Genomic DNA, 19,424 nt, shown 5'->3' on the forward strand with positions numbered 1-19,424 from the left:
CTTAACTTTTTTTAGTTAGTAACCAAAGTTTAATATATCTAGATAAAACGCCATAAGATTGTGTTTTTGCAAAAATTAATCCCGCATAACCATCAAGAAAACCCAATTTAATAAAGTAATGTTTTATAAACCTAGCGGATGGTTTTATAATAAAATGAAAAAGACTCACAGTCGATTTTCCTTTGCTAAATAATTCTTCTGACTTTAAGGTAGAATACCTATTTAGTTTATTGATATAGTGATTATAATCTCTAAACGTATAATGTTCTATATTTTGTTTTAAAACCCCTATTTTTCCTTTAAAATTAATTTTTTCATGCACAAGAGCTCCATCATATTTACAAAAATCTTTTAAGAAAAGCCGGATAACTCTATCATTTTGAACACCACCATATTTTATATTTTTACCTGCAAAATAGGTTATTCTTCTAATATTATATCCCACAAAATCTTTAGGGTTTTTAACCACATCTAAAATTTCTTTTTCTAAAGCAGGTGTTACTCTTTCATCTGCATCTAAAATATAAATCCAAGCATGGGTTGCTTGGTCAATAGCAAAGTTTTTTTGAGAAGAAAAATCATCAAACTTTCGTTTGATGATTTTTACATTTAACTTCTCTGCTATTTCTAAAGTTTTATCTGTACTATAAGAATCTATAACAATAATTTCATCTGCAAAACTTACTGATTTAATAGCATCACCAATATGAATCTCTTCATTTAATGTTGGAATAATTGCAGTAATTTTTGTCATAGTTTTTTAATTCTTAAACTGCTACATCATATTCACGTAACGCATCGTTTAAAGAAGTCTTTTTATTGGTACTTTCTTTTCTTTTTCCGATAATTAATGCACATGGTACATTGAATTCTCCTGCTGCAAATTTCTTAGTATAACTACCAGGAATTACTACAGAACGTGCAGGTACTACACCTTTAGTTTCCACAGGTACATCACCAGTAACATCAATAATTTTAGTACTCATTGTTAACACAACATTTGCACCTAAAACCGCTTCTTTTTCGACTCTTACTCCTTCTACAACAATACATCTAGAACCTATAAAAGCTCCGTCTTCTATAATTACAGGTGCAGCTTGCAAAGGCTCTAAAACACCACCAATACCAACACCACCAGAAAGGTGAACATTTTTACCAATCTGTGCACAAGACCCCACAGTAGCCCAAGTATCAACCATAGTACCTTCATCTACATACGCACCAATATTTACATAACTTGGCATTAAGATAGTACCAGGAGAAAGATAAGACCCTTTACGAGCAGATGCTCCAGGAACTACACGAACTCCTTGTGCTGCGTAATCTGTTTTTAAAGGCATTTTATCGTGATATTCGAAAATACCAGCTTCTAAAGTTTCCATTTTCTGAATAGGAAAATATAAAACTACCGCTTTTTTTACCCATTCGTTAACTTGCCATCCACCATCTATTGGCTCTGCAACTCTTAACTCTCCTTTATCTAATAAATCAACAACTTTTCTAATAGTGTTAATTGTATTTTCTTCTTTTAACAACTCGCGATTATCCCAAGCTGACTCTATGATTTTTCTAATTTCTTTCATCGTAATAAGTATATTTGTGCAAATATAAATCTATCCACAAAAACGTGGACGAATATACGTTTTTTAAACAGATTATTACATCTTGTTTAAAATACAATTATCATTTATTATAGATAAATGATTTAAGACCGCTTTGCTTTTAGAATCAACAACCAAGACTTCACTGTAACCATCTGACAAACAAATGTTTTTTAAATGATTCACAATAAATTTGAATAGTTGTACACCTATCGGCAAGTATTAAGAAAACGAATTTAACTGGATGTTTATATAATATAAAACAAAAAAACGTTCATTAATTGATAATATTTCAATTAAACAGTAGTTATTATATTATAACTTTTATTTTTGCAAAAAACATTTAATTTGGGTAAAATTCTCGCCATTGATTTTGGTAAAAAAAGAACAGGTATTGCAGTTACTGATGAACTACAAATTATAGCCTCTGGTTTAACAACTGTAAATACAGATGATTTAATTCCTTTTTTGAAAAAATATATTTCAGAAAATCAGGTAGAACTTTTTATAGTAGGAAAACCGAAACAGATGAATAATACAGATAGTGAAAGTGAAACGTTAATACTTCCTTTTCTAAAAAAATTAGAAAAACAAATTCCTCAAATTCCCCTTCTAAGAATTGATGAACGTTTTACTTCTAAAATGGCTTTTCAAACAATGATTGATGGTGGTTTAAACAAAAAACAACGTAGAAACAAGGCTTTAGTTGATGAAATTAGTGCGACAATCATTTTACAGTCGTATTTATATAACAAATAACAATTATGTAAATCTATAATTACAGCATTGTTGAATTGTTAAAATAATTCTAAAAGTTATGACTTATAAAAATTCGTAATTCAAAAATTCGTAATTCGTAATTCTAAATTGTACTTTTGCCAATCTTAAAATAAAAAGAAATGATATTACCAGTTGTAGCTTATGGAGATCCAGTTTTACGAAAAATGTCCGTAGAAATTGATGCAGATTATCCCGATTTAGAAAAATTGATTTCTAATATGAAAGAAACCATGTACAATGCTTCTGGTGTTGGTTTGGCAGCTCCTCAAATTGGTAAAGCAATCCGTTTATTTATTATTGATGCTTCTCCTTTTGCCGAAGATGAAGATTTATCTGACAAGGACAGAGAAGCTTTAAAAAACTTCAATAAAGTATTTATAAATGCTAAAATATTAAAAGAAGAAGGTGATGAATGGGCTTTTAACGAAGGATGTTTAAGTATTCCTGATGTTAGAGAAGACGTTTTTCGTCAGCCAGAAATTACCATTGAATATCAAGATGAAGATTTTAAAACCCAAACAGAAACCTTAGATGGTTTAGCTGCAAGAGTTTTTCAGCACGAGTATGATCATATAGATGGAATTTTATTTACAGATAAACTTTCTTCACTAAAAAAAAGATTGATAAAAAAGAAATTAGAAAATATTTCTAAAGGGAAAATTAATGTAGATTACAGAATGCGTTTCCCAAATGCTAAAAAAGGTAAATAATAAAAATTAAGTTTGTCCGTGTGCAAACGAAAACTATTTGTTTTCGAATTAAAACTACAACCGCTCACGAGATAATATAGAACAAAATATACAATATGGAATTTAATAAAATTATTGCCGTAACAGGTAAACCTGGATTATTTCAAGTAATCTCACAATCTAAAAATGCCGTAATAGCAGAATCTTTAGTAGAAAAAAAACGTGTAGCAATTAATGCTGCTCAAAACGTAAGTTTGTTAGAAAACATAGCAATTTACACGTACGAAGAAGATGTACCTTTATTAAACATTTTTACCGCTATGTATGAAAAAACAGAAGGTAAAGAAGCTTTATCTCATAAAGAAAGCAGTAAAAATTTAACAGCTTTTTTCTCTGAAGTTTTACCTGGTTATGATGAAGAAAGAGTATACGCTTCTAACATAAAAAAAGTAATTCAGTGGTTTAATATTTTAGTAAAAGCCGGTATGGATTTTTCTAAAGTAGAAGCAGTGGCTGCTGAAGAAACTGAAAAAGAGTAAGCAGTATTCAGTCTCAGTTTTCAGTGAGCTTGTTTCTGCCATTTAGTATTAGAAACTAAATAATATAACGACTTTCATTTCGAAATGAGCTTTTTTAAGCGATTGAGAAATCTCATAAACATATTAGATTTACTATATACTGAACATAATATTCAACTTAGAAACTGAAAAAGAGTAAGCAGTATTCAGTCTCAGTTTTCAGTGAGCAGGTTTGTGGTATTTAATATAAAAAAAACAACAACTGTCATTCCGAACGAAGAATGAGGAGGAATCTTAGTTAGATTTCTCAATCGTTTTTCAACTCATTTCGAAATGATATTTTAATAAAACATCATTTTGAATAGCAGAAAAGAACAGTTAGCCGCTTTTAATAGATTGTTAGATATTATGGATGATCTTCGTGAGAAGTGTCCGTGGGATAAAAAACAAACTTTAGAAAGTTTACGTCATCTAACTATAGAAGAAACGTACGAATTAGCAGATGCTATTCTTGATAATGATTTACCAGAAATAAAAAAAGAATTAGGCGATGTGCTTCTGCACATCGTCTTTTATGCTAAAATAGGAAGCGAACAAAAAGCTTTTGACATTGGTGATGTTGCTAATGCTATTTGCGACAAATTAATACACAGACATCCTCATATTTATGGAGACGTTGTTGCAGAAACGGAAGAAGAAGTAAAACGTAATTGGGAACAATTAAAATTAAAAGAAGGAAACACATCCGTTTTAGGAGGTGTTCCTAAAAGTTTACCTGCCGTTGTAAAAGCAAGCAGAATTCAAGAAAAAGTAAAAGGTGTTGGTTTCGACTGGGAAAAACCCGAACAAGTTTGGGAAAAAGTACAAGAAGAATTAACTGAATTAAACGAAGAAGTGAAAGCAGGAAACAAAGAAAATACCGAAAAAGAATTTGGTGATGTTTTGTTCTCTATGATTAACTACGCTCGTTTTATTGGTATAAACCCAGAAAATGCTTTAGAAAAAACCAACAAAAAATTTATAAATCGTTTTCAATTTTTAGAAGAAGAAGCTAAAAAAGAAGGAAAAGAACTTGCAGACATGTCCTTAACTGAAATGGATGTCTATTGGGAAAAATCTAAAGAGTTTTTTAGGTGAAAATATCTAAACCTCAATGGCTTTAAAAACCTTTAAGGTTAATTACTTAATTATTTTTTTTGGATAAATTTCGATTCTAAAAACCCCAATCCATAGCCTAAAAATTGGGTTAAAGTAGTAAATACACTTAAAAAAGCGACATACAAATTGGTATTCTGAACTAAAGAATCTAAGAAAATTAGCGCGAAATAAAACCCATAGAAATAGAGTAATTGATTGTAGCCAAAGAAGGCTAAAATGATACTTATACCAATCCCTATAATAAACAAAGAAGGAAACCAATACGTTGGTTTTGCTGTTGATGGATACTTTTTATTTAAAATTGGTCTTGCGGTTCCAAAACCATAAGTTTGTTTAAAAAACTGTGGAATTGTACTTCTTCTTTTATGGTAGACAAATGCTTTTTCTATCAATTGTGTTTCACAATCGTTTTCCCAAAGTCGGAATGTTAAATCGATATCTTCTCCGTTTTTCATTTTAGAAAAACCTTGTGTTTTTTTGAATGCTTTTTTAGACAAACCTAAGTTAAAGCTTCTTGGTTGAAATTTACCAACTGCTTGCTTTTTACCACGAATTCCTCCTGTTGTTAAAACAGAAGTCATTGAATAATTAATAGCTTTTTGCAGGGATGTAAAACTGCTATGCGCTGCATCTGGTCCTCCAAAAGCATCTGTAAATTTAGATTCTAGAGCTTTTTTTACTTCGAATAAATACTGCTCTGGTACAATTACATCAGAATCTAAAATAATAAAATAATTTCCCGTAGCTTTTTGCATCCCGAAGTTTCGGCTTGCTCCTGCTCCACTATTTTCTTTAAAAAAATATTTTAAATCTAATTGATTTTTATATTTCTCTACAACTAAATCACTTTTATCCGAAGAACCATCTTCTATAATTAAAACTTCAAAATCAGTAGAAAAATCTTGTTTGGTAAGACTTTCTAGCAACTCTTCTATTTCATTAGGTCGATTGTAAACAGGAATTATTAAAGAAAAATTTAGGCTCAAATTTTAAAGGTTTTCAAAGTTTTAAAGGTTAAAAAATTTTAAAACTATCTTGTAAATGTAAAAAATAGAACGGTCATACATCAAATAAAACTAAGAAAAAGACAATTTTAATGCGAGTTTAAATGTTTTTAAAATAAATACTATCTTATACCCAAATAAATCGAACGTTTTTGATAATTGAGAAAAACTTTCTCTTTTTGAAAAAGATACGGTGAATGCATTTATCAGCTTTAAAAAAGCGTAACCTATAACCCCTAAAAACAGAAATTCTAAACGTTTCTTAAATAAAACAACAATGACATTAGAAGAATTAAAATATCCGATAGGAAGAACAAATATCCCAGAAAATATCACCAAAAAAAATATTGAAGATTGGATTTCAATTTTAGAAAGATTCCCTCAAGAACTAGAGTATTTAACCAAAAACCTATCGGACAACCAACTAGACACCCCTTACAGAGAAGGTGGCTGGACAATTAGACAAGTTGTACATCATTGTTATGACAGTCATCATAATTCGTATACGCGTTTTAAATGGGCTTTAACAGAAGACAATCCTATAATTAAAGCATACTATGAAGAGCGTTGGGCAGAATTACAAGATGCTAAATCTGCACCAATATTTTTATCTATTGATGCTTTAAAGGCATTACATTCTAAATGGGTATATTTATTACGTGACTTAAAAGATGCTGAATTAGAAAAAACTTTTATTCATCCTTCAGATAATAAAAAGGTTCATTTAAAGGAAAGTATTTGTATTTATGCTTGGCACAGCAAACATCATTTTGCGCACATAGAAGAGTTAATGATTAGAAATGGCTGGAAATAAAAAATAGTATAACAACACTTATCTTTAAGCTTATAAATAACATTCATGAAAACTGCCAAAGAATATTTTGACGAATATGCTGTAAGTCATCAAAATGAAACAAACCAAGCAATACATTATATTTGTGTTCCATTAATTTTTTTTAGTGTTATTGGTTTACTCATGAGTATACCAACTACATTTTTAGAAAACTCCTTAAATTTATCTAATCCATTAATAGAAAATTGGGCCGTAATAGTTGGTTTTGTTATTTCTGTTTTTTATCTACGATTAGGTATTTGGTATTTTATAGAAATGTTATTTATAATTTTAACAGCCATTTTAGCCAATTTTTTGCTAGCCAATCAAGTAAACTTACTTTATGCATCTCTTATTATTTTTGTTTTAGCTTGGATTGGTCAGTTTTATGGACATAAAGTAGAAGGAGCAAAACCCTCTTTTTTAAAAGATTTAGAATTTTTACTGATAGGTCCTTTATGGGTAATTCAGAAATTAGGAAAGAAAAAATAACAGATGAAAGAAGAAATTAATTTCGAAGATTTTTTAAAAGTTGATATTAGAATAGGTACCATAATTGAAGTGAATGATTTCCCTAAAGCTAAAAAACCTGCGTATCAATTAAAAATTGATTTTGGTGCTTTAGGTATTAAAAAATCGAGTGCACAAATAACAGATTTATATACCAAAGAAGCCCTCTTAAACAAGCAAGTTTCTGTAATAGTAAATTTTAAACCTAGACAAATTGCCAACTTTATGAGCGAATGTTTGGTGATGGGTGTTTATAATACAGATGGAAATGTAGTTTTATTACAAGCCTCTAAAGAAATTAAAAACGGAGAACAAGTTAATTAGTGGTTTAAGGTTTCTAAAAGATTATTTATATCAATTCTCTAAAAATTAATTCTTAGGATTATTTAAAATTACTAAAGCACCTATTACTCCAGGAATCCATCCGCAAAGCGTTAATAAAAAAATAATAAAGAAAGAACCACAACCTTTATCTATCACAGAAAGTGGCGGAAAAAAAATAGCGAATAATACTCTTATAAAACTCATATTTATATATAGTTAGTTACATAAATAAGACGAACCAAAAATAGATTTGTTACAAAATAATACTGAAAAAAATTAAAGTTAAACTATGGTGTTTTCTATTTAAAATCTTACCAAAATCATCATTAAATAGCAAAATAGACTTTATTTAAAATGAAGGCTAAAAAAATACAGAAATTAAAGCAATAATAGTGACTATTCACATCTACATGTGTCTTAAAATTATAGCATAAAAAAAAGATTATGCTAACTACTATTCTTAACTTTGCAAAAAATAATTTATTTACTTATGAAAAAAATTTTATGTATTGTCTTATTGATGACTGCAGCTATTGGGTGTAAATCTACTTCTGCTGTTAGTACCAAACTAGACAATAAAACCGAACGAATATTAAAAGGTAATTTCACAATTACAGCTGTTAATTTTCCTGGATCAGATTTTTTAAATGTTACTTCTTTTTACATTGCAGATTCTAAATGTTTTGTTGGTAGTAACTGGAGCTTTATTTCAAATAATAACAAAGGAGAAATGTCTCTTAACACCCCAGATACTTCTTGTAAAGAATTTAGCTCTCCAATAACTTGGTACCTTAATAAAGATGGTAATTTTGTTTTAAAAATTATTAACGATTACAAGGCTAAAGAAGTTAATAATGGTTTTGTTTTAAATATTAAAAATGTAACAGAAACAAGTTTCGACTTGGTAGACCAAATTAATGTTGCAGGACAAACAAAAGATATTACGTATTCATTTCAAAGACAATAATCAATTAAAAAAACACAATGAAAAAATCAATAATTTATAGTTTATCAGTATTACTTTTAACGGCAAGCATGCTTACTTCTTGTGAAGCTGTTAAAAATGCAAATAACACTCAAAAAGGTGCTGGTATTGGTACTGCAGCAGGTGCTATTTTAGGTGCCGTAATTGGAAACAATGTTGGAAATGGAAAAAATTCTGAATTAGGCGCTGTATTAGGTGGCGTAATTGGTGGAGTTACCGGTGGTGTAATTGGTAATAAAATGGACAAACAAGCTCGTGAAATTGAAGAAGCTTTACCTGGCGCAGAAGTAGAAAGAGTTGGAGAAGGAATTATGTTAACTTTAGGAGAAAATGCTGTAAGGTTTGATACTAATAAATCTACTTTAACTGCTACTGCACAAGCAAACTTAGAAAAATTAGTTCCAGTTCTTAATAGTTATGAAAATACCAATATTGCTATTTATGGTTACACAGATAGCACTGGTAAAGTAGAATACAACCAAACTTTATCTGCAAAGAGAGCTAATTCGGTAAAAGACTATTTAATTTCTAAAGGAATACTTGGCACTAGAATTGAAACCAAAGGTTTAGGTATTAATGATCCTATTGCAACAAACGAAACTGCAGAAGGAAGAAGTAAAAACAGACGTGTGGAATTTGCCATAGTTGCAAACGAACAAATGATTAAAGAAGCACAAAAAGAAGCAGGAAACTAAGTATAATCTTACTTTTACAGAAAGGCCACTCAAATGAGTGGCCTTTTTTGTTTCATCAAACTATATTTTCCCTAATTTTGCATCCCATAAACAATTAAGAATGCCACGTAGAGAACGAAATAAATTTGTAAAGAAGAATCAAGTTTTAGAATTAAAAATTGAAGATTACGCTTTTGGCGGAAAAGGAATTGCAAGAATCCATTCTGAAGAAGGAAGTTTTGTTGTTTTTGTACCAAATACGTTACCCGGTCAGTTGGTAAAAGCACAAATTAGCAAGTCTAGTAAAAACTATGCAGAAGCTAAATTGATAGATGTTTTAGAACCTTCTGAAGATGAAGTGGAAGTACCTTTTCAAGATATTCCTGGTGCGCCTTACATTCAATTACCTATAGATTTACAACATCAATATAAAAAAGAAAGTACTTTATCTTTATTCAAACGAATTGGTAAAGTAGAAAATATCGAAGATTTATTTGATGAATTTATTACTTCTCCAAATGTATTTCATTACAGAAATAAAATGGAATATGGTTTTTCTGCTATTGGTTATGATAGAGTTACAAAAAGAGATAAAGACGAGTTCACTCTAGGTTTTAAAAGACGAGGTGTTTGGTGGATGGGAGATAATTTAGAAAAAGATTCTGGCTTGTTTGATAAGCAACTAGAAGACAATCTAAAAAACATTCGTCAATATTGTATAGACACCGGTTTAGAACCTTGGCACGGACCAAGAAAGACAGGTTTTTTCCGTTACTTTGTAGTAAGAAAATCTTTTAAAACAGACGAATTGCTATGTAATTTAGTTACTACCTCTCCTGAATTAGAGAATTTCGATTTACAGAAATTTGCGACTTTCCTTAAAGATATTTTTGGAGATCGTTTAGCAGGTTTATTACATACCATTAATGACGAAACCGGAGATAGAACTATTGCAACCGCAGGTAGTTTAGATTTAGTGTATGGAAAAGATAAAATTGTAGAAGAATTATTAGGTTTAAATTTTGAAATTAGTATGAAAAGCTTTTTTCAAACCAACCCAAAATGTGCCGAAAAACTATACTCTAAAGTTGTTGAATATGTTTTAGAAGACAAAACAAAAGTAGACAATACTGTGGTAATGGATTTATTTTGCGGAACAGGAACCATCGGTCAAATTGTAGCTTCTAAAAGTGAAAACGCAAAAATTGTAGGCGTAGATATTGTAGCTTCCGCTATTGAAGATGCAGAGAAAAATGCCAAAAGAAATAATATTGATGGCCTAAAGTTTTATGCCGCAGATGTTGGTAAGTTCTTAGTTGCACATCCAGAATATCAAGATAAAATAAAAACCATTATTTTAGATCCTGCTAGAGCAGGAATTGCGCCTAAAACACTACAAAAAATAATCAATTTAAATGCAGACAGAATGGTGTATGTTTCTTGTAACCCTGCAACACAAGCTAGAGATACAGAATTATTGGCAGAAGCGGGGTATCAAATGAAAAAAATTAGTTTGGTAGATCAATTTCCTCATACGAGTCATATTGAAACGGTTGTCTTGTTTGAAAAAGTATAAAAAAATTATTTTCTTATAATAAGGTTTATGTATCCATTTCATAAAGAACTAATAATAAAGGAACTAAATTATTAGAATTAAGATAATTTTATTAAAATGGACAATAAATATTTGTAAGAATCATTATATATTGGTAACTCATAATAAAAGTTAAAAAGAATGAAAAAACTAACAGACTTCGAAATCAATAGAAAATTAGAAAAATTACAAGATTGGGATTATTATGACGATGCTTTACATACAGATTTTGAGTTCGATAACTTTAAAGATTGTATGTCTGCAATGAATAGAATTGCTTTTGAATGTGAGGCTTTAAATCATCATCCAGAATGGACAAATAATTACAACACCTTAGATATTAAGTTAACCACACATGATGTAGAAGGGGTTACTAAATTAGATTTTAAATTGGCTAAAGCCATCAATAAAATTGTAGAAGTTGAAGAATAGTTTACACAAAATTATAGTTATTTTAGTCTTTGGTTTGCTTATAAATACCTCTTGTACAAAAGATGATTTCTGTTTGCAAAACCCTGTTACTCCTAAATTGGTGTTGCGTTTTTATGATGACACTAATAAGGAAACCTTAAAAAGCGTGAGTACTTTATATGTTTGGGCAGAAGGAAAAGATACCATCGCAAATTTTAATGGTACTAGTTTAGACTCTATTTATATTCCTTTGAATAGCTTAGATACAAAAACTGTTTATAAATTTTCTAACGGAACAGACGTAGATACTTTTACCATAACTTATACACCAAAAGAAGAATACGTTTCTCGTTCTTGTGGTTATAAAGTTACTTTTAATGATGTTACTTTTTATTCTGATAATACTTGGATAAAAGAATTTACGCCATCTACATTAACAACTCTAGACAATCAAAATACAGCACATGTACAAATATTTCATTAGCATCTGTTTCCTTTTTGTTTTTGTTAATGGACAATCTCAAGAACAAAAAAAAGACACCCTTATAGATGCCAAAAAAGACTCTATAATCTACAAATCTAATTATGGACTAAGACTAGGCGTAGATCTTAGTAAACCAATACTAGCACAATTCAACAACACGTATTCGGGGTTAGAAATTGTGGGAGATTATAGAATTAAGAAAAACTTATATATTGCTGCAGAAGTTGGTTATGAAGAAGAAACCACAGCAGAAGATTACACAAATTCTACTGTAAAAGGAAGTTATTTAAGGTTGGGTGTTAACTATAATGTTTACAAAAACTGGTTAGACATGAACAACGAAATATTTATAGGATATCGTTATGGTTTTAGTCTTTTCGATCAAACTTTAAATAGTTATACTCCCAATGTAATAACTGGCTTAGATGATAACCCTATCTATTTCCCTTCAAACGCTAATACAACCGCAAACACTGCCTCTGACTTAAATGCACATTGGTCTGAATTTGTAATAGGTTTAAAAGTAGAAACATTTAAAAATTTCTTCGTTTCTTTTAGCGGTTCTTATAAGATTTTAATGAGTGTAAAAGAGCCCGATAATTTCGAAACCCTATATGCTCCTGGTTTTAATAGAATCTTTGAAAGCAGTACCGGTTTTGGTTTTAATTACACCATGACTTACTTAATTCCCTTTAAGAAAAAATAATATTATTTCAATTTAGTATTTTTTAGTAACTTTAACGTCCTTTATTTTTTTAATTTAATCATCATGAATAAAATACCAAGTGTAAATTTAGCCGATTTTTTATCTTCGGATAAAAGCAAAAAACAACAATTTATCGATGAAATTGGTCATGCCTACGAAAACATAGGTTTTGTGGCTTTAAAAGGACACTTTTTAGATGATACGTTAGTAGAAAACTTATATAGAGAAATAAAAAACTTTTTCGATTTATCAATAGAAACAAAAGAAAAATACGAGATTCCTGGAATTGGAGGGCAACGTGGTTATGTCTCTTTTGGAAAAGAATCTGCGAAAGGCAAAAAAGAAGGAGATTTAAAAGAGTTTTGGCATTTCGGACAATATGTAGATGCAGACTCTAAATATGCTAAAGAATATCCAGAAAATGTTACAGTAAACGAATTAGCTAAGTTTAATGCAGTTGGTAAAGAAACTTACCAAATGTTAGAAAAAACAGCTAAATATGTCTTACGCTCTTTAGCCTTACATTTAGGTTTAGAAGAAACCTACTTTGATAATTATATAAAAAACGGAAATAGCATATTACGTCCTATTCATTATCCGCCTATAAAAACAGAACCAAAAGGTGCAGAAAGAGCTGCAGCGCACGGAGACATTAATTTAATTACCTTATTAATGGGCGCACAAGGAAAAGGATTACAAGTACAAAACCATAAAGGAGATTGGATTGATGCCATGGCAGCGCCAGACGAAATTATGATTAATGTTGGAGATATGTTATCGCGCCACAGTAATAACAAACTAAAATCTACCATTCATAGAGTTGTAAATCCGCCAAAAGAAATGTGGGGAACATCAAGATATTCAATTCCATTTTTTATGCATCCTATTTCTGATATGAAGTTAGATGTTTTAGAAAACTGTATCGACGAAAAGCACCCAAAACAATTTGAAGATATTACGGCAGGAGAATTTTTAGACGAACGTTTAAGAGAATTAGGATTAAAAAAATAGTTTGCAGTTATCAGTCTTCAGTTGGCAGTAATAAGTTAACTGAAGACTGAAGACTGAAGACTGTAAACTGATAAAAAATGGATTTCAAAGATCAATTAAAAAATTTATTTCCAGAACATAAGGAAACCATTGAACCTGTAAAAGAAAAATTGGATATTTGGTTACAAGACGATCCTATTATTTGCAAATACGAAAAGCGAAAAGGGAAACCAATTACCATCTTAGAAGGCTATACAGGCGCAACATCAGATTTTAAAAAGCTAGCAAAAGAAATTAAAACAAAACTGTCTGTTGGCGGTAGTTTTAAAGATGATAAAATTATTATTCAGGGAGATTTTAGAGACCGAATAATGACCATGTTAAAAGATAAAGGATTTAAAGTAAAACGTGTTGGTGGATAAAAATTAGAATCACCTCACCATAAATAATTAGTGTAAACGTTATTAATAAATTATGAGTTCTTCTATATTACATATTACAAATGGAGATAGTACTACAAACTATCTTAAAAATCTGAATTTCTCTGGAGATTTTATTACCTGGAGAGAAATGTTGTGCGAAGGAAAAACTACTGTTGATGTAGGAAGTGAAACTTTCTGGAAAACCAGATTCGATTTCTTAAAAACCTCTTACAGCATTAGTAAAAAGAAATTTATAGATTTTACCTTAAAAGAATACAGGACGCTTTGCAGTAAAAAAGAAAGCAAAGAGATTGTCTTATGGTTTGACCATGATTTATTTTGTCAAATTAATATGATTGCTGTTATTAGTTGGTTAAAAATCTATAGAAAAGGGTATCATATTTCTTTAGTAACAAGTAGCAAAACTAAAGATTCTAACAAATTAAAAAGTTTTTCTGAACTTACTAAAAATCAGATGCAGCAACATTATAAAAGCCGCATCGATTTATCTTTAGATGATATTGAGTACGCAGACTACATTTGGCAATTATATTGCTCAGATAGCCCTTTAAGGTTAGAAACGGTCTATAAGTTTAACCCAATGTCTCCTTTTATCCATTTAGCGGACGCCTTAGCCGCACATTTGCAAAGATTTCCATCCATTAAAAACGGATTAAACCAAATAGAAAACACCATTCTAGAAACTGCAAATTCTCATAATTTTTCATCTAAACCTCAACTAGTTAATCAATTACTAGAATCACAAACTATATATGGTTTTGGAGATTTGCAATACGAACATCATATAGAGCAACTTCAAAAATTATTTACCTCTTTCGATCCCGTAAAATTATCTCGAAAAGGAAAAAAAGTGCTAGAAAACCAACTTAATTTTTATGGTGAACTTCGCAATGAAAATTCGTATCTTGGTGGTGCAAAAAAATATAGTTTTTTATATAATAATCAATCTGAAAGACTATTACAAATTACATCTTAAATGTCTATAAAACAATCTGAACTTATCTTAAACCCAGATGGAAGCGTATATCATCTAAATTTAAAACCAGAACATATTGCCACAAACATAATTTTTGTTGGCGATCAAGATAGAGTCGATAAAATCTCTAAATATTTTGATTCTATCGAGTTTACTACTCAAAAACGCGAGTTTAAAACGACTACAGGCACCTACAAAAACAAACAATTTTCTGTTATTTCTACCGGAATAGGCCCAGATAACATAGATATTGTTTTAAATGAGTTAGATGCACTTGTTAATATCGATTTAGAAACTAGAAAACCAAAAGAAAATTTAACGTCTTTAAACATTGTTAGAATAGGAACTTCGGGTTCTTTACACAATGATATCCCTGTAGATTCTTTTGTAATTGGTTCTCACGGTTTAGATTTAAACGGAATGTTACATTCTTATCAAATTGACACCATTTCGAATCCAGAAATTGAAAATGCTTTTGTACAACACACTAATTGGAGCGCTAAAAAATCGTATCCCATTGTAATTGAAAATAGCAAAGAATTAGAAAACAGGTTAAAATCTGACAAAACCTATCAAGGAATCACAGCTACAGCTGGCGGTTTTTACGGACCACAAGGAAGAATTTTACGTTTAGCTTTGCAGGATAATGAATTAAACCATAAAATTGATAGTTTTAGTTTTAACCAACATAGAATTACCAATTTAGAAATGGAAACCTCAGCAATTTATGGTTTATCTAAATTATTGGGACACAAAGCCTGTTCTATCAACGCAATTATTGCCAATAGAGCCAATGGATCTTTTAGTGAAAACCCAGGTAAAGTAGTTGCTGAATTAATAGAATATACACTTGAAAAATTAGTAGAGTAAATGACAAACCTTAATGTTGGCGGAGTTCCAGAACACTTTAATTACCCTTGGTATTTAACACTAAAAAATAAAGCATACAAAAAACAAGATATTAATCTTCGTTGGCAAGATTTTCCTGGAGGAACTGGGCAAATGTGCAAAGCTTTACGTGCTGGTGATGTAGATATTGCTATTGTTTTAACCGAAGGAATTATTAAAGATATTGCAGACGGAAACCCTTCTAAAATTGTACAGACATTTGTAAAATCTCCTTTAATTTGGGGAATTCATGTAGGCGCAAAATCATCTTTAAAAAATATAGAAGATTTAGAACATGCCACCATTGCTATTAGTAGGTTTGGTTCTGGCTCTCATTTAATGGCCATTGTAAATGCTTACAACCAAGGTTGGAATATTGCTAATTTAAAATTTAAAGTAATTGGCAATTTACAAGGCGGAATTGATGCCTTAACAAACGGAGAAGCAGACTATTTTATGTGGGAACATTTTACCACAAAACCTTTGGTAGATAATGGTACTTTTAGAAGAATTGACGACTGCCCTACTCCATGGCCTTGCTTTGTAATTGCTGTTAGAAATGAAGTTTTAGAAAATAATTTTGAAGAAGTTAAAAAAGTTTTAGACATTATTAATGATGAAACAAAAGACTTTAAAAAAAGTAAAATGATTGATGTAATTCTTGCAGAAAGATATGAACAGCAATTAGAAGACATTCAGCAATGGTTAAAAATTACCGAATGGAATGACGGAAAACCTATTACAAAAAACTTAATTACACGCATACAAAATAAAATGGTACAATTTAACGTTATTGATGAGAAGAAAAATTCTAGTGATTTCATAAAAAATATGTACATTTAACACGAAAAACCATTATCAATGAAAAAAGTAGTATTTATTGCAGTTTGTATTTTAGGAATTCTTTGTTTCTCTTCTTGTAGAAGTACGTCTAGCCATTGTGGTTTAGCAGACAATACAACAACTATTCAAACAACCTTACAGCAAGTAGATTTAACCTAAAACCTATTTGTTTCTTAATTTCAAATTCAATGAATCCGCTTTTACTGCGGATTTTTTTCGTTCTAAAACACTATACCTCTTAATAGTAAGCTAACTTTTAGTAAACTTTTTCATAAAGTTTATCTTACCTTTTTTTCATTTTTATTTTACGTTTACAACACATACTCTTTTTATGTTTGATAGAACTTAGAAATAAGATAATTGTTTACATATATTTAGAAAATCGTTTTCTTCATAAACTTGTTTACACAAGAAACAATTCTTTTTCTTTTTATGATACAAAATGAAAAAACAAAAAAAACGAAAATTAGATTATGTTGTAATTTCAGACGTACATTTAGGTACTTATGGTTGTAGAGCTAAAGAATTATTAAATTATTTAAAAACAATTCAGCCAAAAGTATTAATACTTAATGGCGACATTATAGACATTTGGCAATTTAACAAACGTTACTTTCCTAAGTCTCACATGAATGTAATTAAACACATTACTTCTCTCCTTTCTAAAGGAACCACCATTTATTACATTACCGGAAACCATGATGAAATGCTTCGAAAATTTAAAGGTTTTCAATTAGGAAATTTTAAAATTTTAAACAAACTCGTTTTAAACATTGATGATAAAAAAGCATGGATTTTTCATGGAGATGTTTTTGATATTACCATGAAAAATTCTAAGTGGTTAGCTAAATTAGGAGGAAAAGGATACGATTTTTTAATTCTAATAAACACCTTTATAAATTGGATTAGTAAACTCTTTGGTTACGGAAAATTATCACTTTCTAAAAAGATAAAAAACAGTGTAAAAAGTGCCGTTAAGTTTATTAATAATTTTGAAAAAACGGCTTCAGACATTGCTATTGAAAACAAGTATGATTACGTAATTTGCGGACATATACATCAACCAGAAATTAGAGAAATAGAAAATGAAAAAGGAAAAACTACTTATTTAAATTCTGGAGATTGGATAGAAAACTTAACCGCTTTAGAATACCATAACCAACAATGGAATTTATATGAATATGCCAAGGATGAAATAGCTAAAAAACCTACAAAAAAACTCAGCAAAAAAGAGTTAAAGAACTTAAACAAGGAAGATCAAAATAATTTTCTTTTTGAAGAATTGTTAAAAGAATTTGATATTGAAAAACCACTAAAATAAATATTTATGCGAATATTATATGCTATTCAAGGAACAGGAAATGGTCATTTAACAAGAGCTAAAGAAATTATACCTATCCTGCAACAAAAAGGTGAACTAGATATTTTAATTAGTGGAAATGAAAATAATTTAGACATCGGTTTCTATATAAAATATAAACTTTCTGGCTTAAATTTTACCTTCGGAAAAAAAGGTGGTATTGATTTTTTGGCAAGTTTCAAAAAAATGAAACTAGCTCGTTTCTACAAAGAAATAAAAACTTTCCCTATAAAGGACTATGATTTAATTATAAACGATTTTGAACCCGTTACTGCTTGGGCTGCAAAATTAAATAATGTAAATATTGTTTCTTTAAGCCATCAAAATGCAGTGCTAGATGTAGCTTCACCAAAATATGGCAAACACAAAATTGAAAAATTAATTTTAAAGCACTATGCACCATCAAATTATAGATTTGGATTTCATTTTAAACCTTATAGTTCTGCTACTTTTACACCAATCATAAGAAAAAGCATTCGGTCTAAAAAAAATAGCAATAAAGGGCATATTACCGTCTATTTACCCTCTTATAATGTAACTAAAATTGTAGATATATTATCTAAAATACCTCTTGTAAAATGGCATATTTTTTCTAAAGAACACAAACGTTTAATCTTTAAAAAGAACATTACTATTTACCCAATTAGCGAATTTGATTTTATAAAAAGCATGGCTTCTTCTAATGGTGTTCTTTGTGGAGCTGGATTTGAAACTCCTTCCGAAGCATTGTTTTTAAAGAAAAAATTAATGGTAATCCCCATGAAAAATCAATATGAACAACAATGCAATGCTTTAGCTCTAAAACAAATGGGAGTTTCTGTTTTAAAAAAATTAAATAGAAAACAATTAATTAAAATTGCAAAATGGATTGAGAGCGATACTATAATTCCTGTAAATTACCCAGACACAACAGAAGATATTCTGGACGCCATTTTATTACCACATGAAAACCAAACAATTATGCCTACCATTTTATTGTAGGTTTATCTAAGTTCCTCAAAACCTCATTGGTTTTAGAAAAATGTTTACTTCCAAACCAACCTCTCCAAGCACCTAAGGGAGATGGATGAGGAGCTGTAAAAACGGTATGCTTATTTGTATTTATTAGCTTCGTTTTACTTTCTGCGAATTTTCCCCAAAGTAAAAAAACCACATTTTCTTTTTCATTAGATATTTGCTCAATAACGGCGTCTGTAAATTCTTCCCACCCTTTTTTCTGATGACTTCCTGCTTCATGAGCTCTTACCGTTAAAGTGGCATTTAATAATAAAACTCCTTGCTTTGCCCACTTTTCTAAATTCCCACTTTGTGGAATTTCTTGATCTAAATCTGCTCCAATTTCCTTAAAAATATTTTTTAGAGAAGGAGGATGCTTTATATCATCTTTTACAGAAAAACACAAACCATTTGCTTGCCCTTCGTCATGATAAGGGTCTTGGCCAATAATAACCACTTTTAAATCATTAAAAGAGCAAAAATTAAATGCAGCAAAAATATCTTCTTCTTTAGGAAAGCATTGGTGATTTTTATATTCTGATGTTACAAAACTAGATAAATCCTTAAAATAAGGTTTATCAAATTCTAATTGTAAAATAGTAGACCAAGATTCGGATAAATTTCTTTGCATTGCTAGTTGCTTTTAATATTTCTTCAA

At 29.8% G+C, this 19,424-nt stretch carries 26 protein-coding genes; 21 read left to right on the forward strand and 5 right to left on the reverse strand.

Annotated elements, in window-relative coordinates:
• Nucleotide 1 precedes the first annotated feature (1 nt).
• Nucleotides 2-754: a glycosyltransferase family 2 protein gene (locus MPF19_RS06570; RefSeq protein ID WP_249987335.1), complete on the reverse strand. Its 753-nt coding sequence runs from the start codon at nt 752-754 to the stop codon at nt 2-4.
• A 13-nt stretch (nt 755-767) separates the two neighbouring features.
• Nucleotides 768-1,583, reverse strand: coding sequence for a 2,3,4,5-tetrahydropyridine-2,6-dicarboxylate N-succinyltransferase (locus MPF19_RS06575; protein ID WP_203393592.1), 816 nt, complete (start codon nt 1,581-1,583; stop codon nt 768-770).
• 366 nt (nt 1,584-1,949) lie between these two features.
• Between MPF19_RS06575 and ruvX the strand changes: the two genes are divergently transcribed.
• From ruvX to mazG, 4 genes are all read left to right on the forward strand, one after another.
• Entirely contained in the window at nt 1,950-2,360 is a 411-nt protein-coding gene (ruvX, locus tag MPF19_RS06580; protein WP_203393593.1) for a Holliday junction resolvase RuvX, read from the forward strand.
• 140 nt (nt 2,361-2,500) lie between these two features.
• Nucleotides 2,501-3,091, forward strand: coding sequence for a peptide deformylase (gene def, locus MPF19_RS06585; RefSeq protein ID WP_203393594.1), 591 nt, complete (start codon nt 2,501-2,503; stop codon nt 3,089-3,091).
• 95 nt (nt 3,092-3,186) lie between these two features.
• A complete protein-coding gene (locus tag MPF19_RS06590; RefSeq protein ID WP_249987337.1) occupies nt 3,187-3,609 on the forward strand; it encodes a DUF5606 family protein in 423 nt (140 codons plus the stop codon).
• Between the two features lie 336 nt (nt 3,610-3,945).
• A complete protein-coding gene (gene mazG, locus MPF19_RS06595) occupies nt 3,946-4,725 on the forward strand; it encodes a nucleoside triphosphate pyrophosphohydrolase (RefSeq protein WP_249987338.1) in 780 nt (259 codons plus the stop codon).
• Nucleotides 4,726-4,775: 50 nt separating this feature from the next.
• Here mazG and MPF19_RS06600 read toward each other — a convergent pair whose 3' ends face one another.
• Complete coding sequence (locus tag MPF19_RS06600) at nt 4,776-5,732, reverse strand: glycosyltransferase family 2 protein (RefSeq protein WP_249987340.1); 957 nt, start codon at nt 5,730-5,732, stop codon at nt 4,776-4,778.
• A gap of 295 nt (nt 5,733-6,027) precedes the next feature.
• Here MPF19_RS06600 and MPF19_RS06605 point away from each other — a divergent pair, with 295 nt between their 5' ends.
• Genes MPF19_RS06605 through MPF19_RS06615 form a run of 3 tightly spaced genes read left to right on the forward strand, consistent with a single transcriptional unit; the run spans nt 6,028 to nt 7,416 of the window.
• On the forward strand, nt 6,028-6,564 hold the full coding sequence (locus MPF19_RS06605; protein WP_249987342.1) for a YfiT family bacillithiol transferase: 537 nt from the start codon (nt 6,028-6,030) through the stop codon (nt 6,562-6,564).
• Between the two features lie 45 nt (nt 6,565-6,609).
• Nucleotides 6,610-7,074 carry an Mpo1 family 2-hydroxy fatty acid dioxygenase gene (locus MPF19_RS06610; protein ID WP_203393599.1) on the forward strand — a complete coding sequence of 155 codons (465 nt, stop codon included), beginning with the start codon at nt 6,610-6,612 and terminating at the stop codon, nt 7,072-7,074.
• A gap of 3 nt (nt 7,075-7,077) precedes the next feature.
• Nucleotides 7,078-7,416 (forward strand): tRNA-binding protein, encoded by a 339-nt coding sequence (locus MPF19_RS06615; protein ID WP_249987344.1) that lies wholly within the window; start codon nt 7,078-7,080, stop codon nt 7,414-7,416.
• Nucleotides 7,417-7,461: 45 nt separating this feature from the next.
• Here the strand turns inward: MPF19_RS06615 and MPF19_RS06620 are convergent, their stop codons facing one another.
• Complete coding sequence (locus tag MPF19_RS06620; RefSeq protein WP_105048061.1) at nt 7,462-7,620, reverse strand: YqaE/Pmp3 family membrane protein; 159 nt, start codon at nt 7,618-7,620, stop codon at nt 7,462-7,464.
• Nucleotides 7,621-7,906: 286 nt separating this feature from the next.
• Between MPF19_RS06620 and MPF19_RS06625 the strand changes: the two genes are divergently transcribed.
• The 14 genes from MPF19_RS06625 (at nt 7,907) to MPF19_RS06690 (ending at nt 18,751) form a co-directional block, all read left to right on the forward strand.
• On the forward strand, nt 7,907-8,383 hold the full coding sequence (locus tag MPF19_RS06625; RefSeq protein ID WP_249987345.1) for a lipocalin family protein: 477 nt from the start codon (nt 7,907-7,909) through the stop codon (nt 8,381-8,383).
• Nucleotides 8,384-8,400: 17 nt separating this feature from the next.
• A complete protein-coding gene (locus MPF19_RS06630; RefSeq protein WP_203393601.1) occupies nt 8,401-9,096 on the forward strand; it encodes a YiaD family glycine zipper/OmpA-like lipoprotein in 696 nt (231 codons plus the stop codon).
• A 100-nt stretch (nt 9,097-9,196) separates the two neighbouring features.
• Nucleotides 9,197-10,651 (forward strand): 23S rRNA (uracil(1939)-C(5))-methyltransferase RlmD, encoded by a 1,455-nt coding sequence (rlmD, locus tag MPF19_RS06635; RefSeq protein WP_249987346.1) that lies wholly within the window; start codon nt 9,197-9,199, stop codon nt 10,649-10,651.
• 159 nt (nt 10,652-10,810) lie between these two features.
• On the forward strand, nt 10,811-11,101 hold the full coding sequence (locus MPF19_RS06640; protein WP_249987348.1) for a 4a-hydroxytetrahydrobiopterin dehydratase: 291 nt from the start codon (nt 10,811-10,813) through the stop codon (nt 11,099-11,101).
• Nucleotides 11,091-11,564: a DUF6452 family protein gene (locus MPF19_RS06645; RefSeq protein WP_249987349.1), complete on the forward strand. Its 474-nt coding sequence runs from the start codon at nt 11,091-11,093 to the stop codon at nt 11,562-11,564. The genes MPF19_RS06640 and MPF19_RS06645 overlap by 11 nt, the downstream gene beginning before the upstream one ends.
• Nucleotides 11,545-12,270, forward strand: a complete 726-nt coding sequence (locus tag MPF19_RS06650; RefSeq protein WP_249987351.1) for a DUF6048 family protein — start codon at nt 11,545-11,547, stop codon at nt 12,268-12,270. Before MPF19_RS06645 ends, MPF19_RS06650 begins: the two co-directional genes overlap by 20 nt.
• A 63-nt stretch (nt 12,271-12,333) precedes the next feature.
• Complete coding sequence (locus tag MPF19_RS06655; RefSeq protein WP_203393605.1) at nt 12,334-13,281, forward strand: isopenicillin N synthase family dioxygenase; 948 nt, start codon at nt 12,334-12,336, stop codon at nt 13,279-13,281.
• A gap of 77 nt (nt 13,282-13,358) precedes the next feature.
• The gene (locus tag MPF19_RS06660; protein ID WP_203393606.1) at nt 13,359-13,682 is read left to right on the forward strand and encodes a translation initiation factor; all 324 of its coding nucleotides are present in this window, start codon (nt 13,359-13,361) and stop codon (nt 13,680-13,682) included.
• Nucleotides 13,683-13,734: 52 nt separating this feature from the next.
• The gene (locus MPF19_RS06665) at nt 13,735-14,679 is read left to right on the forward strand and encodes a DUF1835 domain-containing protein (protein WP_249987352.1); all 945 of its coding nucleotides are present in this window, start codon (nt 13,735-13,737) and stop codon (nt 14,677-14,679) included.
• The gene (locus MPF19_RS06670) at nt 14,680-15,549 is read left to right on the forward strand and encodes a nucleoside phosphorylase (RefSeq protein ID WP_249987354.1); all 870 of its coding nucleotides are present in this window, start codon (nt 14,680-14,682) and stop codon (nt 15,547-15,549) included.
• On the forward strand, nt 15,550-16,410 hold the full coding sequence (locus MPF19_RS06675) for a substrate-binding domain-containing protein (RefSeq protein ID WP_249987355.1): 861 nt from the start codon (nt 15,550-15,552) through the stop codon (nt 16,408-16,410).
• An 18-nt stretch (nt 16,411-16,428) separates the two neighbouring features.
• Nucleotides 16,429-16,569 carry a hypothetical protein gene (locus MPF19_RS06680; protein ID WP_203393610.1) on the forward strand — a complete coding sequence of 47 codons (141 nt, stop codon included), beginning with the start codon at nt 16,429-16,431 and terminating at the stop codon, nt 16,567-16,569.
• Between the two features lie 283 nt (nt 16,570-16,852).
• Entirely contained in the window at nt 16,853-17,731 is an 879-nt protein-coding gene (locus MPF19_RS06685; RefSeq protein WP_203393611.1) for a UDP-2,3-diacylglucosamine diphosphatase, read from the forward strand.
• Nucleotides 17,732-17,737: 6 nt separating this feature from the next.
• Nucleotides 17,738-18,751 carry a glycosyltransferase family protein gene (locus tag MPF19_RS06690; RefSeq protein ID WP_249987357.1) on the forward strand — a complete coding sequence of 338 codons (1,014 nt, stop codon included), beginning with the start codon at nt 17,738-17,740 and terminating at the stop codon, nt 18,749-18,751.
• Here the strand turns inward: MPF19_RS06690 and MPF19_RS06695 are convergent.
• Nucleotides 18,735-19,397, reverse strand: coding sequence for a uracil-DNA glycosylase (locus MPF19_RS06695; RefSeq protein ID WP_249987359.1), 663 nt, complete (start codon nt 19,395-19,397; stop codon nt 18,735-18,737). The genes MPF19_RS06690 and MPF19_RS06695 overlap by 17 nt on opposite strands.
• Nucleotides 19,398-19,424: the final 27 nt, after the last annotated feature.

It is taken from the genome of Polaribacter sp. Z014, assembly GCF_023555435.1.
Lineage (GTDB): Bacteria > Bacteroidota > Bacteroidia > Flavobacteriales > Flavobacteriaceae > Polaribacter.

Bases quoted from the DNA above. Each gene is read 5' to 3' on its own strand.
- MPF19_RS06640 (WP_249987348.1), top strand. From the start codon at position 10,811: ATGAAAAAACTAACAGACTTCGAAATCAATAGAAAATTAGAAAAATTA.
- MPF19_RS06610 (WP_203393599.1), top strand. From the start codon at position 6,610: ATGAAAACTGCCAAAGAATATTTTGACGAATATGCTGTAAGTCATCAA.
- rlmD (WP_249987346.1), top strand. From the start codon at position 9,197: ATGCCACGTAGAGAACGAAATAAATTTGTAAAGAAGAATCAAGTTTTA.
- MPF19_RS06695 (WP_249987359.1), bottom strand. From the start codon at position 19,397: ATGCAAAGAAATTTATCCGAATCTTGGTCTACTATTTTACAATTAGAA.
- MPF19_RS06650 (WP_249987351.1), top strand. From the start codon at position 11,545: ATGTACAAATATTTCATTAGCATCTGTTTCCTTTTTGTTTTTGTTAAT.
- MPF19_RS06655 (WP_203393605.1), top strand. From the start codon at position 12,334: ATGAATAAAATACCAAGTGTAAATTTAGCCGATTTTTTATCTTCGGAT.
- MPF19_RS06680 (WP_203393610.1), top strand. From the start codon at position 16,429: ATGAAAAAAGTAGTATTTATTGCAGTTTGTATTTTAGGAATTCTTTGT.
- MPF19_RS06590 (WP_249987337.1), top strand. From the start codon at position 3,187: ATGGAATTTAATAAAATTATTGCCGTAACAGGTAAACCTGGATTATTT.
- def (WP_203393594.1), top strand. From the start codon at position 2,501: ATGATATTACCAGTTGTAGCTTATGGAGATCCAGTTTTACGAAAAATG.
- MPF19_RS06630 (WP_203393601.1), top strand. From the start codon at position 8,401: ATGAAAAAATCAATAATTTATAGTTTATCAGTATTACTTTTAACGGCA.
- MPF19_RS06665 (WP_249987352.1), top strand. From the start codon at position 13,735: ATGAGTTCTTCTATATTACATATTACAAATGGAGATAGTACTACAAAC.
- MPF19_RS06685 (WP_203393611.1), top strand. From the start codon at position 16,853: ATGAAAAAACAAAAAAAACGAAAATTAGATTATGTTGTAATTTCAGAC.
- MPF19_RS06570 (WP_249987335.1), bottom strand. From the start codon at position 754: ATGACAAAAATTACTGCAATTATTCCAACATTAAATGAAGAGATTCAT.
- MPF19_RS06675 (WP_249987355.1), top strand. From the start codon at position 15,550: ATGACAAACCTTAATGTTGGCGGAGTTCCAGAACACTTTAATTACCCT.
- MPF19_RS06625 (WP_249987345.1), top strand. From the start codon at position 7,907: ATGAAAAAAATTTTATGTATTGTCTTATTGATGACTGCAGCTATTGGG.
- MPF19_RS06690 (WP_249987357.1), top strand. From the start codon at position 17,738: ATGCGAATATTATATGCTATTCAAGGAACAGGAAATGGTCATTTAACA.
- MPF19_RS06670 (WP_249987354.1), top strand. From the start codon at position 14,680: ATGTCTATAAAACAATCTGAACTTATCTTAAACCCAGATGGAAGCGTA.
- MPF19_RS06660 (WP_203393606.1), top strand. From the start codon at position 13,359: ATGGATTTCAAAGATCAATTAAAAAATTTATTTCCAGAACATAAGGAA.
- MPF19_RS06620 (WP_105048061.1), bottom strand. From the start codon at position 7,620: ATGAGTTTTATAAGAGTATTATTCGCTATTTTTTTTCCGCCACTTTCT.
- MPF19_RS06615 (WP_249987344.1), top strand. From the start codon at position 7,078: ATGAAAGAAGAAATTAATTTCGAAGATTTTTTAAAAGTTGATATTAGA.
- MPF19_RS06575 (WP_203393592.1), bottom strand. From the start codon at position 1,583: ATGAAAGAAATTAGAAAAATCATAGAGTCAGCTTGGGATAATCGCGAG.
- MPF19_RS06605 (WP_249987342.1), top strand. From the start codon at position 6,028: ATGACATTAGAAGAATTAAAATATCCGATAGGAAGAACAAATATCCCA.